A 19948-nucleotide genomic window follows, 5' to 3' on the forward strand; every position below is an offset into this window, starting at 1 on the left:
CCACCGTACGTGCGGATGACAGCATGGCGACGCCGCGAACGCGCGCGTGCGCGCACCGGACGCGGTGGAAACCTGCTGAACGAACGAGGGGAAGACTCGTGTCCGCTCCACGCCTGAGGGCGACGCCACTACCGGGCATCGGGGTCCAGTACGACCTGGTGACCCGTGAGCATCGTCACGTGTCGGTGGTGGCGCACCGCGACGGCGCCCGCACGGTGAACGTGTACCAGGCCGACGATCCCGACTCCTGCGCCCACTCGCTGCGGCTGGCCGCGCCGGAGGCGGGCGCGCTGATCGACGCGCTGAAGCCGTCGCACCACAGCGCCAGCCTGCTCTACACCACGGACCTGGGGCTGGTGGCCGAGCGCATCGAGGTCGCGGCGCTCTCCCGGTGGAACGGGCGGCTGCTCGGCGACACCCGGATGCGCACCGAGACCGGCGCGTCGGTCGTGGCGGTGCTGCGCCGCGCGGAGGCCATCCCGTCACCGGCTCCCGACTTCCGTGTCATGGGTGGTGACACCTTGATCGTCATCGGCACCCGTGAGGGCGTCGACGCCGCCGCCGCGATACTCGAGCAGGAGTGAGCCGGTGCATTCCGCGGTTCTGCTGATCGAGTTCGGTTCCATCATCCTGGGGCTGGGGCTGCTCGGCCGGTTCGCCGGCCGCTACCAGCTCTCCCCCATCCCGCTGTACCTGCTGGCGGGCCTGGCCTTCGGCGAGGGCGGGCTGCTGCCGCTGGGCGCGAGCGAGGAGTTCGTCGCCACCGGCGCCGAGATCGGCGTCATCCTCCTGCTGCTGATGCTCGGCCTGGAGTACACGGCCGGTGACCTGGTCACCAACCTCAAGTCGCACTATCCCGCCGGTCTCGTCGACTGCGCCCTGAACGCCGTGCCGGGCGCGGTGGCGGCGCTGCTGCTGGGCTGGGGCCCGGTGGCCGCCGTGGTGCTGGCGGGCGTGACCTGGATCTCGTCGTCCGGGGTGATCGCGAAGGTGCTCGGCGATCTCGGCCGGGTCGGCAACCGCGAGACGCCGGTGATCCTCAGCGTGCTGGTCCTGGAGGACCTGGCGATGGCGGTGTACCTGCCGATCGTCACGGCGCTGGTGGCGGGCGCCGGTCTGATGACCGGCAGCATCACCCTGGCCGTGGCGCTGGGCGCCGCCGGTCTGGTGCTGTTCGTGGCCGTCCGCTACGGGCGGCTGATCTCGCGGTTCGTCTCCAGCGAGGACCCGGAGAAGCTGCTCCTGGTGGTGCTCGGGCTGACGATCCTCGTGGCGGGCGTCGCCCAGCAGCTCCAGGTGTCGGCGGCGGTCGGCGCGTTCCTGGTCGGCATCGCGCTGTCCGGGGAGGTCGCGGAGGGCGCGCACACGCTGCTGAGCCCGCTGCGGGACCTGTTCGCCGCCGTCTTCTTCGTCTTCTTCGGCCTGCACACCGACCCGGCCAGCATCCCGCCGGTGCTGCTGCCCGCGCTGGCGCTGGCACTGCTGACCGCGCTGACGAAGATCGCCACCGGTTACTGGGCGGCGCGGCGCGCGGGGATCTCCGTGAAGGGCCGCTGGCGGGCCGGCGGCGCGCTGGTGGCGCGCGGCGAGTTCTCCATCGTCATCGCGGGGCTCGCGGTGTCGGCCGGCATCGAGCCGTCGCTGGGCCCGCTGGCCACGGCGTACGTGCTGATCCTGGTGGTCCTGGGCCCGCTCACGGCCCGGTTCACCGAGCCGCTGGCGACCCGGTTCTGGCCGCGGCGCGGCAACCCGGACGGCCCCGGCGGGCCGGTCGGGGCGGCGGCGCGGCCGACGGGCGCGGAGGCGTCGGTGGGCGACTGAGCCCATGGCGCGGAGGACGCCGGGCGCGTGCGGCGGGGCCCTGCGCGTGCGTCCGGCGGAGTCCCCGCGGCCGGCTGCGCCCCATGGGCCTGCCGGAGCGGGGACCGTGCTCGCGCCGGGGTACTGGGGCTGCGGGGCCCGGGAGCGCTGAGGCTCCGGGCTTCCCGGGGGGGCCGTCCCGGCCACCGGCAGGTGCCCCCGGGGCCGGTCAGGCGTCCGGCGCGGGCGGGTTCCAGCCCTGGCCGCGCAGTACGGCGGCCACGTCGGGCGCGGTGTAGTGGTCGCCCTTGAGCACCTTGCCGTCGGCCCGGCGGGCCACGCGTCCGTCGGGCCCCAGCTTGGTCATGTTGGAGCGGTGCACCTCGGCGATCACTGCGTCGAGGTCGATGCCGTGGACGAGGGCGGTGCCGTAGGCGACGTAGACCACGTCGGCCAGTTCGTGCGCCAGCCGGTCCAGGGGGCCGCCGACGGCGACCTCCGCGACCTCGGCCGCCTCCTCGGCGAGCAGCCGTCCCCGCTGCGCGGCCAGGTCCGGGGGGACCTCGGCCGGGGTGGCGCGGGCGTCCAGGCCGAGGGCGAGGTGGAAGGCGCGGACGAGGTCGGCGGGTGAGGGGTTGCTCATGCCGACGACTGTAGCGAGCGGCGGTGACGGCCGGTTCCCGTACGGGATCCGGCCGTCCGGCCGTCAGGCTGCGAGGACGCGCGCGGCCGTGACCGCCGACGCGGTGCACGGGCGCGCGTGCGGGAGGCGGGCCCTGGTCCGGACGCGGGCCGGGGACGCGGGGTCGGGTCGGGTCGGGGTACGGGCCCGGAACACGGGCCCCGGCAGCCCACCCCGCCCCGACGGACCCGGAACACAGCCCCCGACGGCCCGCCCCCCCTTGGACAGACCCGGAACACGCCCCCGGCGACCCGCCCCGCCCGGACGGACCCGGGACGCGGCCGCCTGCGGCCCGGCCCTGTTCAGCCCGGGGCCGGGCTGGCAGGATCGCCCGCATGTCCCTCTCGTTCCCCCGGCCGCGCCTGCGCGCCGCGCTCCTGGGCACGGCCGTCGTCGTCGCCCTGGGGCTGCTGCTGGCGTGGCTGCTGCCGCTGGGCGAGAAGCCGCCGGGCGGGACGGTCACCTTCAGCACCGGCACCAGGGCGGGCGTCTACCAGAAGTACGGCGAGCTGCTCCGCGCCGAGCTGCGCAAGGACATGCCGGGCCTCGACGTGCGGCTGCTGACGAGCGCCGGATCGCAGGAGAACGTGGAGCGGGTGGCCTCCGGGAAGGCCGACTTCACCATCGCCGCCGCCGACGCGGTGGAGACGTACCGGCTCGACGGCGGGCCCGGGGCCGACCGGCTGCGCGGGGTCACCCGGCTCTACGACGACTACGTGCAGCTCGTGGTGCCGTCCGGCTCGGACATCCGCACCGTGGCCGACCTGCGGGGCAAGCGGGTGGCCATAGGGCTGCCGCACTCGGGGGTGCGGCTGATCGCGACCCGGGTGCTGCGGGCGTCGGGCATCGACCCGGACCGGGACATCACGGCCCGCGAGGACGGCATCGACACCGGTCCGGGCCGGCTGGGCACGGAGCTGGACGCGTTCTTCTGGTCGGGCGGGCTGCCGACGGACGGACTGAAGCGGATCGCCGAGACCGGCGCCTTCCGCTTCGTGCCGATCGGCGAGGACCTCGTCGCCAAGCTGCACGCGTACGGCGGCGCCACCCGCTACTACCGGGCGACCAACATGCCGGAGTCGGCCTACCCGGCCGTGCAGAACGGGGCCGTGGTGCCCACGATGGCCGTCTCCAACCTGCTGGTGACCCGCGAGGACGTCGACCCCCGGCTGACCGAGTGGCTGACCCGCACGGTGCTGGACAGCCGCGACGGCATCGGCGCCCACGTCCACTCGGCGCAACTGGTGGACCTGCGCACCGCGATCTACACCGACCCCCTGGACCTGCACGAGGGCGCCCGGCGCTACTACCGCTCGGTCAAGCCGTAGGGCCGCGGCCCGGCGCCGGGGGGGCCGTGCGCGGCACGGTGACCGTCACCTCCAGCCCGTGCGGGTCGCGGTGGCCGAAGCCGACGGTGCCGTCGCCCGCCGCGAGCAGGGCCCGGCAGATGGACAGGCCGAGGCCGGAGCCCTTGACGTTCTGGTGGTGGCCGCTGCGCCAGAAGCGGTCCCCGACCCGGGCCAGCTCCGCGTCGGTGAGCCCGGGACCGTCGTCGGTGACCCGGACGGTGGCGGCCCCGCCGGTGGAGGCGACCGCGACCCGCACCTCCCCGTCCGGCGGGGTGAACTTCACCGCGTTGTCGATCACGGCGTCCAGGGCGCTGGAGAGGGCGACCGGGTCGGCCCAGCCGGTGGTGGGCGGGCAGTCGCCGGTCAGCCGGACGCCCTGGGCCGCGGCGGTGGGGGCCCACGCGGCGACGCGTTCGGCGGCGAGGGCGCCGATGTCGGTGGTGCTCAGATCGGCCTCGGTGTGCTCGGCCAGCGCCAGGTCGAGCAGGTCCTCCAGGACGCGGGCCAGGCGTTTGCCCTCGGCCCGGACGGAGGCGATCTCCTCGTTGTCCTCGGGCAGTTCCAGGGCGAGCAGGTCGATCCGGAGCAGCAGTGCGGAGAGGGGGTTGCGCAGTTGGTGGGAGGCGTCCGCGACGAAGGCCCGCTGCTGTTCCAGGACGTCCTGGACGTGGTCGGCCATCTCGTTGAACGACCGGGCCAGGCGCCGGAGTTCGGGCGGCCCCCCGGAGGGCGCGACACGGGACCTGAGCCGCCCGGTGGCGATGTCGTGGGTGGTGGCGTCGAGCACCCGCACCGGCCGCAGCACCCAGCCGGTCAGCCGGAGCGCGGCGCCGACCGCGAGCAGCACGGCCGCGAACTCCCCGGCGCCGATGACCAGCCAGCCGTGCAGGGTGCGCGAGCGCATCGCGTCGGTGGGCGACTCGGTGACGACGACGGCGACGACGTCACCGTCGCGTATGACCGGTGAGGCGACCACGAGCCGCCCGTCCTGCCAGGGCCAGACCTGCTCCGGGTCGTGGCTGCGGCGGCTGAGCAGGGCCTCGTCGAAGGCGTCCCGGACCTCGCCGTCGGGCGGCAGGAACCAGGTGGTGGGGGCGTTGGCCATGGGGACCTGGTTGCGGTAGTAGACCCCGGCCCGGATGCCGTAGACCTCGTGGTAGCTGGTGAGTTCGGCGCGCAGGGTCTCCCGGCGCTCGTCCGTGGTGGTGCGGCGGGAGCCGCCCGAGGCGTCCTCGGTGACGAACTGGGCGAGGGCCGCGAAGCGCGCCGTGTCGTCGATCCGGTCGACGACGACCCGCTGCTGCCCGGCGCGGGCGACGCTGATGCCGAGCGGCACCCCGAGGGCGAGCAGCACGGCCGCCATCAGGACGATCAGCAGCGGGAGCAGACGGGTGCGCACCGGACCCCGCTAGGTGCCGGGTGCGACGAGGCGGTAGCCGACGCCGCGGACGGTCTCGATGAGCGACGGCATCCGCAGCTTGGAGCGCAGCGAGGCCACGTGCACCTCCAGGGTCCGCCCGGTCCCCTCCCAACTGGTGCGCCACACCTCGCTGATGATCTGCTCCCGGCGGAAGACGACCCCGGGGCGCTGCGCGAGCAGGGCGAGCAGGTCGAACTCCTTGCGGGTGAGCTGGACGACCGCCCCCTCCACGGTGACCTGCCGGGTCGGCAGCTCGACCCGGACGGCGCCGAGGCGCAGCACGGTCCCGACGGGGCCGGTGCTCTCCTCGTGGGCGGTGCGGCGGCTGACGGCGTGGATGCGGGCGAGCAGTTCCCCGGTGTCGTACGGCTTGACCACGTAGTCGTCGGCGCCGAGGTTCAGGCCGTGGATGCGGGAGCGCACGTCGGAGCGGGCGGTGACCATGATCACCGGGGTGGCGGTGCGCTTGCGGATGCCGCCGCAGACCTCGTAGCCGTCCTGGTCGGGCAGGCCGAGGTCGAGCAGGACGACGTCGAAGCGGTCGGCGTCCGGGACGAGGGCCCGCAGGGCCTCCTCGCCGTTGCGCGCGTGGGTGACGTCGAGGCCGTGCCGGGCCAGGACGGCGGACAGCGCGGCGGCGACGTGGTTGTCGTCCTCGACGAGCAGCACTCTCATCCGGGCCTCCTTCGGTTCACGGCCATGGGATCCGGTCGGTTCGGACGACGGGACGGGCGGGGCCGCGGGGCGGGCCGGCGCGCGGGTGCCCCGTGCAGTGATGCCGGAGCGGGGGGACGTCGTCAAGTGCTTCCTCCGCCGGGCCGCCCGACGTTACCCGGCCGATACGCTCCCGGTCACCCGCGCTACGACACGTGTCCGATTGCTATCGGATCGTGATGCTCAGATTCCCCTCAGATGTGAAGACGCGGCTCGTTGCCGGTCACTACTGTCCACCGGACACCGAGGAGGACGGAGCCCGAGAGCGATGACCGAAGTAGCGGCGGCCGAGGAGGACGCGGTCCCGACCGACCATCTGGTCGTCCTGAAGAGCGTCAACAAGCACTTCGGCGCGTTGCACGTGCTCCAGGACATCGATCTGACCATCACCCGCGGCGAGGTCGTCGTGGTCATCGGGCCCTCCGGGTCCGGGAAGTCCACGCTGTGCCGCACGATCAACCGGCTGGAGACCATCGACTCCGGGTCCATCGTGATCGACGGCCGGCCGCTGCCCCAGGAGGGCAGGGAGCTGGCCCGGCTGCGGGCCGACGTCGGCATGGTCTTCCAGTCCTTCAACCTCTTCGCGCACAAGACCGTGCTGGAGAACGTCACCCTGGGCCAGACCAAGGTCCGCCGGGTGGAGAGGGCCAGGGCCGAGGAGAGGGCCCGCGAGCTGCTGGACCGGGTCGGCGTGGGCGCGCAGGCCGACAAGTACCCCGCCCAGCTCTCCGGCGGGCAGCAGCAGCGCGTGGCCATCGCCCGGGCACTGGCCATGGGCCCGAAGGTGATGCTCTTCGACGAGCCGACCTCGGCACTCGACCCGGAGATGATCAACGAGGTGCTGGAGGTCATGCGGCAGCTCGCCCAGGACGGCATGACCATGGTCGTGGTCACGCACGAGATGGGGTTCGCCCGCTCTGCCGCCAACCGCGTGGTGTTCATGGCGGACGGCCGGATCGTCGAGGAGGCCGCGCCGGACCAGTTCTTCAGCGCGCCCCGCAGCGACCGCGCGAAGGACTTCCTGTCGAAGATCCTCCACCACTGACCGCCCGGCGCCCCTCCCGGCGCCGCCCTCCCCCCGGGGCCGCCCTCCCCCCGGGCACCGCCCCCCGTCGGCCCTCCCCGTCGCCGGTTCTCCGGCCGCCGGCCCGTACCGGCGCCGGCCGTCGTCCCCCGACCGTCCGACCGCCCGATCCCTCCCGATCGCCGTCAAAGGATGTTCCCCATGAAGCTCCTCAAGGTCACCGCCGCGTCGGCCACCGTCCTCGCCCTCGCCCTGTCCGTCACCGCCTGCGGCAGCGACGACAAGGACAGCGGCTCCTCCGGCGGCGGCAAGAAGATCACCATCGGCATCAAGTTCGACCAGCCGGGCCTCGGCCAGAAGACCCCCAACGGCTACGCGGGCTTCGACGTGGACGTCGCCACGTACGTCGCCGAGAAGCTCGGCTACTCCGCGGGCCAGATCGAGTGGCGCGAGTCCAAGAGCGCCGACCGCGAGACCATGCTCCAGCGCGGCGACGTCGACTTCATCACCGCCACCTACTCGATCACCCCCCAGCGCCAGGAGAAGGTCGACTTCGCGGGCCCCTACCTGCTGGCCCACCAGGACGTGCTGGTCCGCGCCGACGAGGACGGCATCAAGTCGCCGGAGGACCTCAACAGCGCCAAGCTCTGTTCCGTCACCGGCTCGACGTCCGCCCAGAACGTCAAGGACAAGCTGGCGCCCAAGGCCCAGCTCCAGCCCTACCCGACGTACTCGGCCTGCCTGCCCGGCCTCCAGAACGGCGCCGTCGACGCGCTGACCACCGACGACTCCATCCTCGCCGGGTACGCCTCGCAGGCCCAGTTCAAGGGCAAGTTCAAGCTCGGCGGCTTCAAGCTGACCAACGAGAACTACGGCATCGGCGTCAAGAAGGGCAGCGACCTCAAGGACCGGATCAACAAGGCCCTGGAGGAGATGGTCTCAGACGGCTCCTGGCAGAAGGCCGTGGACGCCAACCTCGGCCCGGCCGGCTACAAGAACGAGCCCGCGCCGAAGATCGGCGACATCAAGAGCTGAGACCGCGCCTGACAGGGTGTGCCGCCCCGCGGACGGGGCGGCGCACCGGGGCGGGCACCCCTACACCCGGAAGCGCGGGAGATCGTGTTCGACTTTCTTGAGGGTTACGACCTGTTGGGAGCCTTCTGGACGACAGTGCAGCTCGCTGTGCTCTCGGCCGTCGGCTCCCTGATCTGGGGCACCGTCCTGGCCGCCATGCGCGTCGGCCCGGTGCCGCTGATGCGCGGCTTCGGTACCGCGTACGTGAACGTCGTGCGGAACATTCCGCTGACCGTCATCATCCTGTTCACGTCCCTGGGCCTGAACCAGTCCCTGGGCATCAGCCTGGGCGCGACGGAGTTCGAGACGATCAACTTCCGGCTCGCCGTCCTGGGGCTGATCCTCTACACCTCGTCCTTCGTCTGCGAGGCGCTGCGCTCCGGCATCAACACGGTGCCGGTCGGCCAGGCGGAGGCGGCACGGGCCATCGGGCTCGGCTTCACCCAGGTGCTCCGCCTGGTGGTGCTGCCCCAGGCGTTCCGCTCGTCCGTCGTCCCCCTGGCGAACGTGCTGATCGCGCTGATCAAGAACACCACGGTGGCCGCCGCCATCGGGGTCGCCGAGGCCGCGCTGCTGATGAAGGAAATGATCGAGAACGAGGCCCAGTTGCTGCTGATCGCGGCGGTCATCGCCTTCGGCTTCGTGGTGCTGACCCTGCCGACCGGCCTGTTCCTCGGCTGGCTGGGCAAGAAGGTGGCGGTGAAGCGATGAGTTCCGTCCTCTACGACGCCCAGGGCCCCCGCGCCAAGCGGCGCAACGTGGTCCTCACGGTCGTCTTCCTGCTCGCCGCCGCCGCCGTCCTGTGGTGGGTCGTCACCACCCTGGACGAGAAGGGGCAGTTGGAGTGGGACCAGTGGAAGATGTTCCTCACCAGCACCGAGCCCTGGTCGACGTACCTCTGGCCCGGTCTGCGGAACACCCTGAAGGCCGCGGCGCTCGCCATGGTCATCGCCCTGCCGCTCGGCGCCGTGCTCGGCATGGCCCGGCTCTCGGACCACGCCTGGATCCGCGTCCCGGCCGCGGTCGTCGTCGAGTTCTTCCGGGCCATCCCGGTGCTCGTCCTGATGATCTTCGGCTTGGCGCTCTTCTCCGAGTACACCGGCGTCAGCACCGACGAGCGCCCGCTCTACGCGGTCGTCACGGGCCTGGTCCTCTACAACGCCGCCGTCCTCGCCGAGATCGTCCGGGCCGGAATCCTGTCCCTGCCCAAGGGCCAGGGCGAGGGCGCGATGGCGATCGGCATGCGCAAGAACCAGGTCATGCGGCTGATCCTGCTGCCGCAGGCGGTCACCGCGATGCTGCCCGCCATCGTCAGCCAGCTCGTCGTCATCGTGAAGGACACCGCGCTCGGCGGCGCCGTCCTCACCTTCCCCGAACTGCTCTCCTCGGCCAACACGATGAGCGCCTACTACGGCGCCAACATCATCGCCAGCTACACCGTCGTGGCGGTCCTCTTCATCGCGTTCAACTTCGCGCTCACCAGCTTCGCGGGCTGGCTGGAGCGGCGGCTGCGGCGGGGCAAGCGCTCCTCCGGGGCCGTGCTCCCGGCGGCCGACCCGGTCGGCGGGGCGAACGCCTGACCACCGGTCACCTCGTAGGACCATCGACGGAGGCGGCGGCCCGGTCACCGCCGCCTCCGTCACTTGACGCAAGCAGCGGCAATGGGTTGCATACGTTCTGTGATCGCGCACCCCGCTCCCCCACCCTGTTCACCTGCTCCGTCACGGACAGGGGGCGCAGCACCGTGGACCCGGTGATCATCGTCGGGGCGGGGCCCGTCGGGCTCACGCTCGCCCTGGCCCTGGCACGCCAGGAGGTGCCCTGCGTCGTCCTCGACGAGGGCCCCGGCAAGGACGAACCGCGGCCCGCGCGCACCGTCGTGCTGCGCGAGGAGACCACCGTTCTCCTCGAACGGCTCACCGGCACCTCCCTGTCGCGGCGGGGGCTGCACTGGGCCGGATGGCGGTCCTCCCGGCGCGGACAGGTGATCCGCGAGACCGTCTTCGACGACGACGCCCCCGGCCCCCTGCACCTCGCCCAGCACGAGCTGACCGGCGCGCTGCGCACCGCCCTGGCCGGCCATCCCCTCGTGCGGACCGCCGCCAACAGCCGCGTGGACGCCGTCGAGCAGGAGCCGGGGGGCGTCACGGTCCACACCCGCGGCCCGGAGGGCACCTGGTGGCGTGGCAGCCATCTGGTCGGCTGCGACGGGCCCCGCTCCACCGTGCGCAAGCTGCTGGACGTCCGCTTCCCCGGCCGCACCGCGGTGGAGCGCTACGCCGTGGCCGCCCTGCGCACCGAACTCCCCTGGCCCGGACAGGCGTTGCTGCACCGGCAGCCCCCCTGGCGCAGCTCGGGCCCCTCGGCCGGGGAGATCGTCGGCCGGCCGCTGCCGGACGGCGTCTGGCGGCTCGACTGGCTGCTGCCGCCCGGCAAGGACCTCGTCACCCCCGAACTGCTGGTCAACCGGATCCGCGAGACCCTCACCGGCTGGTCCGGCGGCTCCACCCCGGCCTACGACCTCCTCGACACCGGTGTCCACACCGTCCACCACCGGCTGGCCCGGCGCTGGCGGGCGGGCCGCGTCCTGCTCGCCGGGGACGCCGCGCACCTGCTCGGCGCACTGGGCACCCAGGGGCTGGAGGAGGGGCTGCGGGACGCCGACAACCTCGCCTGGAAACTGGCCCTCGCCTGGCACCACGGCCACCACGAGGCGCTCCTCGACAGCTACCAGCACGAACGCCGGGGCGCCGTCGCCGCCCGGCTGCGCAGCGCCGACCAGCACCTGCCGCAGGTGCGCGGCGGCGGGGGCCTGCGCTCCTACGTCCCCGGCGCCGGCCGGGGCCACGACGCGCTGCTCGCCGACGGCCACCTGGGCCGGGGCGGCCTCGGTGCCCTCGGCACCTACGGCGACTCCCCGCTCGCGCCGGGGGACCTCGACGGCACCACCGACGTCGACACCGCGCCGGGGTCCCCGGTCACCGACGTCCGGGTCACGGCGGAGGACGGCACCTTCGTGCGGCTGCGGGACCGGTTCGGGCGGGGTGCCCTGCTGGTCGTGCTGGTCGCGCCGGGCACGGGCGTGTGGGAGCGCAGGCACTGGATGACCGCCGGGGTCATGCCCCGGCTGGCGGCGGCGGTCACCGCGCTGCCCTGCCGCGCCGAACTGCTGGTCACCGAGAGCTATCCGGGCGCCGCCGCCCACACCGTCCTGCTCGTCCGTCCCGACGGCCATCTGGTGACGGCGCTCAACGGCGTGCGCCCGGCCGACCTGTACACGGCGGCCGAGACCGCGCTGGGCGGCACCCCGGCCACGGCCCCGGAGCCCGACGGTGGGACACGGCCGGAGCCCGTCCCGGAGACGCCCCCGGCCACGGACGGGCCGGCGGCGGACGGGGCCGCGGACGGCGGCACGGGGACGGAGTCGGAGACCGCCACGGGGACGCGGTGAGGCGGGCGCGGTGAGCGGTGCCCCGCCGGGAGTGGATGAGCGGAGGGCGACTCCCCCTCCGGAGACGGACGGGCGGGGTCCGGACTTCCTCCCGGGGGCGGTACGACTCGGGGGCGGGGCCGGGCCGTAGTCGCGGGCGAGTGCCGTAGGTACGGGCGAGCGCGCGACGCGGCAGGGGCAGGGGCAGGCCGGAGGCGCCGACAACGGGACGGTCCAGGGGCCGCCGTGATCTGCGATGCGGACGGCGCAGGCCGAGGGTTCTGTGCGGCACGGGGACGGGACGGGCCCGATGACGCGTGCTCAGGAGCAGACCGGAGGCGCTGACGGCGCGACGGTGCAAGGGTGCGCCGAGGCCGGCGATACGGACGGGGCAGGCCGAGAGCCAGTGCAGTCCCCGGGCGGAACGGGCCCTGACGCATGCTCAGGGGCAGACCGGAGGCGCTGACGGCGCGACGGTGCAGGGGTGCGCCGAGGGCGACGATACGGACGGGGCAGGCCGAGGGTTCTGTGCGGCACGGGGACGGAACGGGCCCGATGACGCGTGCCCAGGAGCAGACCGGAGGCACCGGCGGCGCGACGGTGCAAAGGTGCGCCGAGGCCGGAGGCGCCGACGGGCAGGCCGAGAGCCTGTGCAGCCCTGGGCGTGGCGGAACCCCGAGGGCGCATGCTCAGGAGCAGGCGGCGGGGCAGGGCGGGGGGACGGACGGGGCAGGGCGTCCGGACGCGCCGGGGCCAGGATCTGTGCGGTCCCGGGGCGGGGCCGGCCGGGTGGCGCTGCTCCGTGGGAGGCGGCGGGTGCGGCCCGGACGGCGCGAGCGAGGGGCCCGGGGTGATGCGGCCCAAGAGTGGTGCGGGCGGGCAGCGTGGGTCGGCGGGAACGGGCGACGAGGGCACGGCCCGGGAACGAGGGGCCCGGAGTACGCGCAGGCCGGGCGGGCCACGGCGTCGGGCCGGTGGACCCGTGCCGAGCGGCCCGGCGCACGGCGCGCGCACCGCCGGTCGACACCCCCGTCCGCATGACGACGGTGAATTGACCGGCCCGCACCGGCGTGGTGTACTCCGGACCGTGACCGACACCGATGTGCGCCTGTGGCGGAGGGTCCATATGGACCTCGTCCGCTACGCGGGCTGCGTGTGTCGCCCTTCCTGCTGACTTCGCCTCGTCTCCCTTCCGCGCGCCGCGTCATCACGCCCGCGCGCGTTCGCGAACTCCCAGGACGGTCACCGTGTCTGTCTCCACCACCGCGCCCTCCCCTGCCCACACGCCCCCACCCGGGGCCGGAGAGGCCCCCGCCCCCACCCCCGCCGACCTCCTCGGCTTCGCCGAGTCCGTCGCCGCCGACCCCGAGCTGATCGCCTCCCTGACCCTCGATCCCGAGGAGCGCACCTGGGTCCGGCTGCCCGGCCCCGACGGCAGTGAGGCCTGGCTGATCGGCTGGCCCCCCGGCACGGGCACCGGCTGGCACGACCACGCCGACTCCGTGGGCGCGTTCGTCACCGCGGCGGGCGAACTCACGGAGCACGCCCTCGCCGCCCGGCTGCCCACCGGCGGCTGGAAGACCCTGGAACTCGCCGACGGGGTCGACCGGATCCGCAGACTGCCGACCGGCCAGGGGCGTGCCTTCGGCCGCGACCACCTCCACGAGGTCCTGAACGTCTCGGCCGACCGCCACGCCGTCTCCGTGCACGTGTACCACCCGCCCCTGCCCCTGATCCGCCGCTACAGCCGCAGCGGCGACACACTGCGCCTGGAGCAGGTCGAACGCCCGGAGGACTGGCAGTGAGCGCTCCCGTCGGAATCGACGCCCTGCTGGAACGCGTCCGGAGCGGCTACGACCGCATCGGCCCGCGTGCCGCCCACGACGCCGCCGAGGCGGGCGACGCCCTGCTGGTCGACACCCGGTACGCCGCCCTGCGGGACCGGGACGGCCTGGTCCCGGGCGCCCTGGTGATCGAGCGCAACGAACTGGAGTGGCGGCTCGACCCGCGGGGCAGCCACCGCGTCCCCGAGGCCACGGGCCACGACCTGCGGATCGTCGTGCTGTGCGACGAGGGCTACGCCTCCACCCTCGCCGTCGACTCCCTCCACCGTCTGGGCCTGTACCGGGCCACCGATGTCATCGGCGGCTTCCAGGCCTGGCGGAACGAGGGCCTACCGGTACTGGCCCCGTAGGCGGGGTTGTCCCGGCGGTGTCGCGGTCCCGGGCGCGCCATCGCCGGTGCGCCCGGATGCCTCCCCGCGCCGGTGCGCCGCACGGCTCCCGGGGCACTGCAACCGCACCCGAACCCGGTTCCGATCCTTCGGCGGGCGGGCGGTGCTGCCGAGGCCCAGGCCGTCCCACCGGCCACCCGACCGTGAGATGAACGGACGACGGGCACCGCGCTCCGGCGGATCCCTGCGGTCGCCCCGGCCGTCCGGTCAGTACTCCCCGCTGTCGAGGAACTCCGTCTCCTCGCCCTCTTCCTCCAGCGCCTGGCGCACCACTCTCAGCGCCATCCCCTCGGGGTAGCCCTTGCGGGCCAGCATCCCGGCGAGGCGGCGCAGCCGCTTGTCTCGGTCGAGGCCGCGGGTGGCGCGCAGCTTCCGGTCGACGAGTTCGCGCGCCGTCTCCTCCTCCCGCTCGGCGTCCAGCCGGGAGACGGCCGCCTCGATGAGGGGCGCGTCGACGCCCTTGGTCCGCAGCTCGCGGGCGAGTGCGCGCCGCGCCAGCCCCCGGCCGTGGTGCCGGGACTCCACCCAGGCGTCCGCGAAGGCGCCGTCGTCGATCAGGCCGACCTCCTCGAACCGCGAGAGCACCTCCTCCGCCGCCTCGTCGGGGATCTCCCGTTTGCGCAGGGCGTCGGCGAGCTGCTTCCTGGTGCGCGGGGTCCCGGTCAGCAGGCGCAGGCAGATCGCCCGTGCCTGCTCGACCGGGTCCCGCGGAGGCTCCCCCTCCCCGGCCCTCGACGAGTCGGCGGTGCCTCCGTCCTCGGCGGCTCCCGCGGTGCGCCCGCGCCGCCGCCCGCGCGGGCCCCCCGCACCCCGCGTCCGGCCGCCCCGGCGGGTCCCGCCGTCGCCGTCCGGGGCCGCCCCGCCGCCATCGGGCGGACCGGCGCCGTACGGTGCGTCGGGGCCGGCGTCGGCGTACGCCCCGCCCACCGTCCCGCCGGCCTCCGGGTGGGCGTGATCGGCCCAGTCGGTTCGTCGCGTCACCGTCAGCTCTTGGCAGCCGCGGCCTTGGACTTGGTGGCCTTGGCCGTCGCGGGAGCGGGCACCGCGGGGGCGGCGTCGGCCGGGGCGGCGGCGTCGGTGCCCGGCTCGGCGGCGGCGTCCTTCTCCTCGGGACGTACGCCGACGCCCAGCTTGACCTTGATCTTCTTCTCGATCTCGTTGGCCAGGTCGGGGTTGTCCTTGAGGAAGTTGCGCGCGTTCTCCTTGCCCTGGCCGAGCTGGTCGCCCTCGTACGTGTACCAGGCGCCGGCCTTGCGGACGAAGCCGTGCTCCACGCCCATGTCGATCAGACCGCCCTCGCGGCTGATGCCATGGCCGTAGAGGATGTCGAACTCGGCCTGCTTGAAGGGCGGCGCGACCTTGTTCTTGACGACCTTGCAGCGGGTCCGGTTGCCGACCGCGTCGGTGCCGTCCTTCAGCGTCTCGATGCGGCGGATGTCGATGCGCACGGAGGCGTAGAACTTGAGCGCCCGGCCACCGGTCGTGGTCTCCGGGGAGCCGAACATCACACCGATCTTCTCGCGGAGCTGGTTGATGAAGATCGCGGTGGTCTTGGACTGGTTGAGGGCGCTGGTGATCTTCCGCAGGGCCTGGCTCATCAGCCGGGCCTGCAGACCGACGTGGCTGTCGCCCATCTCGCCCTCGATCTCCGCGCGCGGCACGAGCGCGGCGACGGAGTCGATGACGATGAGGTCGAGGGCGCCGGAGCGGACCAGCATGTCCACGATCTCGAGGGCCTGCTCGCCGTTGTCCGGCTGGGAGAGGATCAGGTTGTCGATGTCGACGCCGAGCTTCTTCGCGTACTCGGGGTCGAGGGCGTGCTCCGCGTCCACGAACGCGACCTGGCCGCCGGCCTTCTGGGCGTTCGCCACGGCGTGCAGCGTCAGGGTCGTCTTGCCCGAGGACTCGGGGCCGTAGATCTCCACCACACGGCCGCGCGGGAGGCCGCCGACGCCGAGGGCCACGTCGAGCGCCGTCGATCCGGTCGGGATGACCTCGATGGGCTCCATGGACCGCTCGCCCATGCGCATGACCGCGCCCTTGCCGAATTGCCGTTCAATCTGTGCGAGAGCGGCATCCAGCGCCTTCTCGCGGTCGGTTCCTGCCATGGGTTCCACCCGGTTTGCTTGATTCGATCGCTTCACGTCACAGACGCTAACGCCTGCCACTGACAACGCGTCCCGACGCGGGCCCGGCCTGTGGATAACTCGGCCGCCCCGCTGCCCGTACACGGACGAAAACGCCCGTCCCGGACCCTGCCGGAGCCTCCATGAGAATGGATGTTCGATTTTCATGTCAAGCGCGGCACGCGGCACCCCCGAGCCTACGCCGCGGCCGACCCGTGCCACCGGGCGCGGGCGTGCGCGTCGGCAACGGCCGGGCGCCCCGGGGCGCGACCCGGCCGCGGTTCCGCCCGCCGGGCTCCCGTACGCCCTCCGCCCGGGCCTCCGCCCCCGCCCCGCCCGGCCGGCGGCACCCGCCGTACGCCACCGCCCGCGTGCATTCCGCCTCCCGCCTTCCGTTGTCCGTCACGGTGCGTTCAGGCCGGCCGCCTAGGGTGCGCGTCTGGACGAGGGCCGCCGCCCGCGCCCGCCGCCCCAGCCCCAGCCCGCCCCCGAGATCCCGGACCGGCTCCGGCGACGGCTGGGGCTGCCGGACGCGGTGATGATCGGGCTGGGCTCGATGATCGGCGCCGGGATCTTCGTCTCCCTGGCACCGGCCGCGCGGGCGGCCGGCTCCGGGCTCCTGGCCGGGCTGGCGGTGGCCGCGGTCGTCGCGTACTGCAACGCCACCTCCTCGGCCCGTCCGGCCGCCCGCCACCCGGCCTCGGGCGGGACCTACGTCCACGGGCGGGAACGCCTCGGCGACTTCTGGGGCCACCTGGCCGGATGGTCGTTCGTCGTGGGCAAGACCGCCTCCTGCGCGGCGATGGCCCTGACCGTCGGCACCTACCTCTGGCCCGGGCGGTCGCACGCGGTCGCGGTGGCCGCCGTGATGGTCCTGACCGGGGTCGACTGCGCGGGCGTCCGGCGGTCCGCCCTGCTCAACCGCGCCATCGTGACCGCCGTCCTCGCGGTGCTCGCCGCCGTCGTGGCCGTCTGCCCGACCTCCGGCGCCGCGGACGCGGGCCGCGCGGGGACCGGACCGGACCCGACGGCGCGCGGCGTGCTCCAGGCGGCCGGACTGCTGTTCTTCGCGTTCGCCGGCTACGCCCGCGTCGCCACCCTGGGCGAGGAGGTGCGCGACCCGGCCCGCACCATCCCCCGGGCCGTCCCGATCGCCCTCGGCGCCACCCTCGCCGTCTACGCCCTCGTCGCCGTCTCCGCCCTGCTCGTCCTCGGACCGGCCGGACTCGCCTCCGCCGGGGCGCCGCTGACGGACGCTGTGCGGGCCGCCGGTGCCGACGCGCTCGTCCCCGTCGTCCGCGCCGGTGCCGCCGTCGCCGCCCTCGGCTCCCTGCTCGCCCTCGTCCTCGGCGTCTCCCGCACCGTGCTGGCCATGGCCCGCGACCACCATCTGCCCCACGCCCTGGCCGCCGTGCATCCGCGCTCCGAGGCCCCCCACCGGGCGGAGATCCTCGTCGGCGCGGTCGTCGCCGTCGTGGCCGCGGGCGCGGACGTGCGCGGGGCGATCGGCTTCTCCTCCTTCGGCGTCCTGGTCTACTACGCCGTCGCCAACGCCGCAGCCTGGACCCTGACCCCGGCCGAGGGCCGCCCGCCCCGGATCGTCCCCGCCACCGGCCTGGCCGGATGCCTCGTCCTGGCCTTCGCCCTCCCGCCGCGCTCCGTGATCACCGGGGCCGCCGTACTGGCCGTCGGCGCCGCCGCGTACGGGGCGCGCCGCCTGCTCCCCCGCCCCGGCCGGGGCCGGCGCCCCCGCTGAACGCCGCCGGCAGCGCGTACGGCGGTTCCGTGCGGGGCGCCGGGTCGGCCCCGCGACGGGCCCGCCGGGAGGGTCGGTCTGCTCCCGGCGGGGTACGGCGGGTGTCTCCAGCGGGACGACGACTCCCGGGGCCGCCGCGGACAGGCTCGTCACATGCAGACCCCGACCACCACGGTCCCGTCCGGCCGGTCCCCCGGGCCGCGCCGGCCCCCCGTTTCCCGCCGGTCCGCCGTCCCGCGCCTGTGCCTGGCGACCGGGCTCCTCCTGATCCTCTCCGGGCTCGCGCACCTGGTCGTGTTCGCCGTGGACGGCGGCTCCTGGTACGGACCGCTCTCCTGGCGGAAGCCGGTGACGTTCGGGCTGTCCTTCGGGGTGACCCTGATCGCCGTCACCCGGATCACGTCGTACCTGCGCCCGGCGGGCCGGGCGCGTGCCGTACCGCTGGCCGTGTTCGCGGTGGACTGCGTCGTCGAGACCGCCGGCATCACCCTCCAGACCTGGCGGGGGGTGCCCTCGCACCTGAACATGGAGACGCCCTTCGACACGGCGGTGTCGATGACGCTCGCGGTGGGCGGCGGAGTCCTGGTGGTGCTGCTCACCCTGTTCGCCCTGGAGGCGTTCCGCCGCCGGCCCGGCGGCCCGGCGGGCATGGACCTGGCGGTGCGCTCCGGGTTCGCCCTGCTGCTCGTCGGGCTGGCCTCCGGCGCCGCGATGATCGCCCGCGGCGTCGTGCTCACCCGTACCGGCCACCAGGAGGCCGCCTACCACTCCACCGCGCCGCTCAAGCCGCTGCACGGGGTGAGCCTGCACGCCGTCCTGGTACTGCCGCTGCTGGCTCGGGCACTGGCCCTCACCCCGTGGCCGGGGGCGGTGCGGCGGCGGATCGTGGCCGCGGCGGTGTGCTGCTACGGGGCGGCCGTGGCCGCCGCCGGGGCGTGGGCCGCCCTCGCCCGCTGAACGCCCCCGTGCCGGACGGCCCTCCTCAGGAGGAGCCGCCGTCCCGCGGCCCGCCGGTGTCCCCCGGCTCCCCGGCGCCCGGCGGACCGCCTCCCGGCCGCCCGCCCCACCGGCTCCACGCCCGCGCGAGCGCGCCCTGCGGCCCCCTGTCCCGGTGGCCCCGCTCCCCGTCCCGGTGGCCCTGGACACGCGGGTCGTCGGTGACGTCGTACCGCTTCACATAGGCCCCGAGGAACGCCTGGAGCGTGGCGACCGCCGGGATGGCGATCAGGGCGCCGACGGCGCCGAGGAGCGCGGTGCCCGCGATGACCGAGCCGAAGGCGACCGCCGGGTGGATGTCCACGGTCCTGGCGGTCAGCTTGGGCTGGAGCATGTAGTTCTCGAACTGCTGGTAGACCACCACGAAGACCAGCACCCAGAGCGCGTACCAGGGATCCACGGTGAACGCGATGAGCATGGGCAGGGCGCCCGCGAGATAGGTGCCGATGGTGGGGATGAACTGCGACACCAGGCCCACCCACACCGCCAGCGCGGGCGCGTAGGGCACCTCCAGGAACTGGAGCAGGACGTAGTGGGCCAGTCCGGAGATCAGCGCCATGAGCCCGCGCGAGTAGAGGTAACCGCCGGTCTTGTTGACGGCGATCTCCCAGGCGCGCAGCACCTCGGCCTGGCGGGCGGGCGGCAGGACGGAGCAGAGGGCGCGGCGCAGCCGGGGGCCGTCGGCGGCGAAGTAGAAGCCGAACAGCACGATCGTCAGCAGGTGGAACAGCCCGCCGAGGACCTGTGTGGAGACGTCCAGCACCCCGGTGGCGCTGTTCTGCACGTAGTCGCGCAGCCAGTCGGAGCGGAGCAGTCCCTCCTGGATGTCCACCCGCCGCAGCTCGGTGTGGAAGTGGCTGTTGATCCAGTTGATGACGGAGTCGAGGTACTCGGGGAAGTCCTCGACCATCTTGACGATCTGCCCGGCGAGCATGGAGCCGAGCAGCGTGACGAACCCGGCGGTGGCGACCAGCACGGCGAGGAAGACGGCGAAGGTCGCCACGCCCCGGCGCACGCCCCGCCCGGCCATCCAGCTCACCGCGGGCTCGATGGCCAGGGCGAGGAAGAACGCGATGAGGATGTTGATCAGCAGCCCGGTGAGCTGGTGGAAGGCCCAGCTGCCCAGTTGGAAGACGGCGATCAGCGTGAGGGCCAGCACCATGGCGCGGGGCAGCCAGCGCGGCATGCGGGCGCCCGGTCCGGCGCCGGCGCCCCCGGGCGGCGGGGCGGGCGGCGTCGTGCCGGGCGGAGCGGGTGGCCGGGGTCTCTGCCCGGTCTCGTCAGTGGATGCCACGCGCCCAAGTCTGACCCACGCCGCCGACGGCCCGGAGCCCGCCCCGGGAA

19 protein-coding genes are annotated in these 19948 nt (G+C 74.3%); 13 read left to right on the forward strand and 6 right to left on the reverse strand.

Going from position 1 to position 19948, the window contains the following annotated elements; all coding sequences use genetic code 11:
• The first annotated feature begins 98 nt into the window (after window positions 1-98).
• Window positions 99-584 carry a cation:proton antiporter regulatory subunit gene (locus ACZ7LB_RS15345; RefSeq protein ID WP_161228607.1) on the forward strand — a complete coding sequence of 162 codons (486 nt, stop codon included), beginning with the start codon at window positions 99-101 and terminating at the stop codon, window positions 582-584.
• Between the two features lie 4 nt (window positions 585-588).
• Window positions 589-1821, forward strand: a complete 1233-nt coding sequence (locus tag ACZ7LB_RS15350; RefSeq protein ID WP_471468421.1) for a cation:proton antiporter — start codon at window positions 589-591, stop codon at window positions 1819-1821.
• Between the two features lie 208 nt (window positions 1822-2029).
• Here ACZ7LB_RS15350 and ACZ7LB_RS15355 read toward each other — a convergent pair whose 3' ends face one another.
• Window positions 2030-2443 carry a pyrophosphohydrolase domain-containing protein gene (locus tag ACZ7LB_RS15355; protein ID WP_471468423.1) on the reverse strand — a complete coding sequence of 138 codons (414 nt, stop codon included), beginning with the start codon at window positions 2441-2443 and terminating at the stop codon, window positions 2030-2032.
• Window positions 2444-2817: 374 nt separating this feature from the next.
• Between ACZ7LB_RS15355 and ACZ7LB_RS15360 the strand changes: the two genes are divergently transcribed.
• Window positions 2818-3810 carry a TAXI family TRAP transporter solute-binding subunit gene (locus tag ACZ7LB_RS15360; RefSeq protein WP_471468424.1) on the forward strand — a complete coding sequence of 331 codons (993 nt, stop codon included), beginning with the start codon at window positions 2818-2820 and terminating at the stop codon, window positions 3808-3810.
• Here the strand turns inward: ACZ7LB_RS15360 and ACZ7LB_RS15365 are convergent.
• Complete coding sequence (locus ACZ7LB_RS15365) at window positions 3800-5230, reverse strand: sensor histidine kinase (RefSeq protein ID WP_471468426.1); 1431 nt, start codon at window positions 5228-5230, stop codon at window positions 3800-3802. The two genes, ACZ7LB_RS15360 and ACZ7LB_RS15365, sit on opposite strands and share 11 nt — an antisense overlap.
• Window positions 5231-5239: 9 nt before the next feature.
• Entirely contained in the window at window positions 5240-5926 is a 687-nt protein-coding gene (locus ACZ7LB_RS15370; RefSeq protein WP_471468428.1) for a response regulator transcription factor, read from the reverse strand.
• Window positions 5927-6233: 307 nt separating this feature from the next.
• On the opposite strand from ACZ7LB_RS15370, the gene ACZ7LB_RS15375 reads away from it, so the two are divergent.
• From ACZ7LB_RS15375 to ACZ7LB_RS15410, 8 genes are all read left to right on the forward strand, one after another.
• Window positions 6234-7010, forward strand: coding sequence for an amino acid ABC transporter ATP-binding protein (locus ACZ7LB_RS15375; RefSeq protein ID WP_161228601.1), 777 nt, complete (start codon window positions 6234-6236; stop codon window positions 7008-7010).
• A 180-nt stretch (window positions 7011-7190) separates the two neighbouring features.
• On the forward strand, window positions 7191-8024 hold the full coding sequence (locus tag ACZ7LB_RS15380) for a glutamate ABC transporter substrate-binding protein (protein ID WP_471468430.1): 834 nt from the start codon (window positions 7191-7193) through the stop codon (window positions 8022-8024).
• Between the two features lie 84 nt (window positions 8025-8108).
• Window positions 8109-8774, forward strand: a complete 666-nt coding sequence (locus ACZ7LB_RS15385; RefSeq protein WP_161228599.1) for an amino acid ABC transporter permease — start codon at window positions 8109-8111, stop codon at window positions 8772-8774.
• Window positions 8771-9643: an amino acid ABC transporter permease gene (locus tag ACZ7LB_RS15390; RefSeq protein WP_471468432.1), complete on the forward strand. Its 873-nt coding sequence runs from the start codon at window positions 8771-8773 to the stop codon at window positions 9641-9643. The genes ACZ7LB_RS15385 and ACZ7LB_RS15390 overlap by 4 nt, the downstream gene beginning before the upstream one ends.
• A gap of 164 nt (window positions 9644-9807) precedes the next feature.
• Window positions 9808-11514, forward strand: a complete 1707-nt coding sequence (locus ACZ7LB_RS15395) for an FAD-dependent monooxygenase (RefSeq protein ID WP_471468434.1) — start codon at window positions 9808-9810, stop codon at window positions 11512-11514.
• An 832-nt stretch (window positions 11515-12346) separates the two neighbouring features.
• Window positions 12347-12667 carry a putative leader peptide gene (locus ACZ7LB_RS15400; RefSeq protein WP_471468487.1) on the forward strand — a complete coding sequence of 107 codons (321 nt, stop codon included), beginning with the start codon at window positions 12347-12349 and terminating at the stop codon, window positions 12665-12667.
• Between the two features lie 73 nt (window positions 12668-12740).
• The gene (locus tag ACZ7LB_RS15405; RefSeq protein WP_471468436.1) at window positions 12741-13298 is read left to right on the forward strand and encodes a cupin domain-containing protein; all 558 of its coding nucleotides are present in this window, start codon (window positions 12741-12743) and stop codon (window positions 13296-13298) included.
• Window positions 13295-13687 carry a rhodanese-like domain-containing protein gene (locus ACZ7LB_RS15410; protein ID WP_471468438.1) on the forward strand — a complete coding sequence of 131 codons (393 nt, stop codon included), beginning with the start codon at window positions 13295-13297 and terminating at the stop codon, window positions 13685-13687. Before ACZ7LB_RS15405 ends, ACZ7LB_RS15410 begins: the two co-directional genes overlap by 4 nt.
• Window positions 13688-13933: 246 nt before the next feature.
• Here the strand turns inward: ACZ7LB_RS15410 and recX are convergent, their stop codons facing one another.
• Both recX and recA read right to left on the reverse strand, forming a co-directional pair.
• Window positions 13934-14707, reverse strand: coding sequence for a recombination regulator RecX (recX, locus tag ACZ7LB_RS15415; RefSeq protein WP_471468440.1), 774 nt, complete (start codon window positions 14705-14707; stop codon window positions 13934-13936).
• Window positions 14708-14709: 2 nt separating this feature from the next.
• A complete protein-coding gene (recA, locus tag ACZ7LB_RS15420; RefSeq protein ID WP_471468442.1) occupies window positions 14710-15834 on the reverse strand; it encodes a recombinase RecA in 1125 nt (374 codons plus the stop codon).
• A gap of 541 nt (window positions 15835-16375) precedes the next feature.
• Between recA and ACZ7LB_RS15425 the strand changes: the two genes are divergently transcribed.
• Together ACZ7LB_RS15425 and ACZ7LB_RS15430 are read left to right on the forward strand one after the other, a co-directional pair.
• Complete coding sequence (locus tag ACZ7LB_RS15425; protein WP_471468489.1) at window positions 16376-17608, forward strand: APC family permease; 1233 nt, start codon at window positions 16376-16378, stop codon at window positions 17606-17608.
• Between the two features lie 153 nt (window positions 17609-17761).
• Complete coding sequence (locus ACZ7LB_RS15430) at window positions 17762-18565, forward strand: hypothetical protein (protein ID WP_471468444.1); 804 nt, start codon at window positions 17762-17764, stop codon at window positions 18563-18565.
• 25 nt (window positions 18566-18590) lie between these two features.
• On the opposite strand, the gene ACZ7LB_RS15435 is transcribed toward ACZ7LB_RS15430, so the two are convergent.
• Entirely contained in the window at window positions 18591-19898 is a 1308-nt protein-coding gene (locus tag ACZ7LB_RS15435; protein ID WP_471468446.1) for an AI-2E family transporter, read from the reverse strand.
• Window positions 19899-19948: the final 50 nt, after the last annotated feature.

The sequence above is a fragment of the Streptomyces sp. NPDC107521 genome (assembly GCF_055598485.1).

Coding starts and splice junctions, on each gene's coding strand:
- ACZ7LB_RS15360 (WP_471468424.1), top strand. CDS start 2,818: ATGTCCCTCTCGTTCCCCCGGCCGCGCCTGCGCGCCGCGCTCCTGGGC.
- ACZ7LB_RS15430 (WP_471468444.1), top strand. CDS start 17,762: ATGCAGACCCCGACCACCACGGTCCCGTCCGGCCGGTCCCCCGGGCCG.
- recA (WP_471468442.1), bottom strand. CDS start 15,834: ATGGCAGGAACCGACCGCGAGAAGGCGCTGGATGCCGCTCTCGCACAG.
- ACZ7LB_RS15380 (WP_471468430.1), top strand. CDS start 7,191: ATGAAGCTCCTCAAGGTCACCGCCGCGTCGGCCACCGTCCTCGCCCTC.
- ACZ7LB_RS15390 (WP_471468432.1), top strand. CDS start 8,771: ATGAGTTCCGTCCTCTACGACGCCCAGGGCCCCCGCGCCAAGCGGCGC.
- ACZ7LB_RS15400 (WP_471468487.1), top strand. CDS start 12,347: ATGCGGCCCAAGAGTGGTGCGGGCGGGCAGCGTGGGTCGGCGGGAACG.
- ACZ7LB_RS15375 (WP_161228601.1), top strand. CDS start 6,234: ATGACCGAAGTAGCGGCGGCCGAGGAGGACGCGGTCCCGACCGACCAT.
- ACZ7LB_RS15370 (WP_471468428.1), bottom strand. CDS start 5,926: ATGAGAGTGCTGCTCGTCGAGGACGACAACCACGTCGCCGCCGCGCTG.
- ACZ7LB_RS15355 (WP_471468423.1), bottom strand. CDS start 2,443: ATGAGCAACCCCTCACCCGCCGACCTCGTCCGCGCCTTCCACCTCGCC.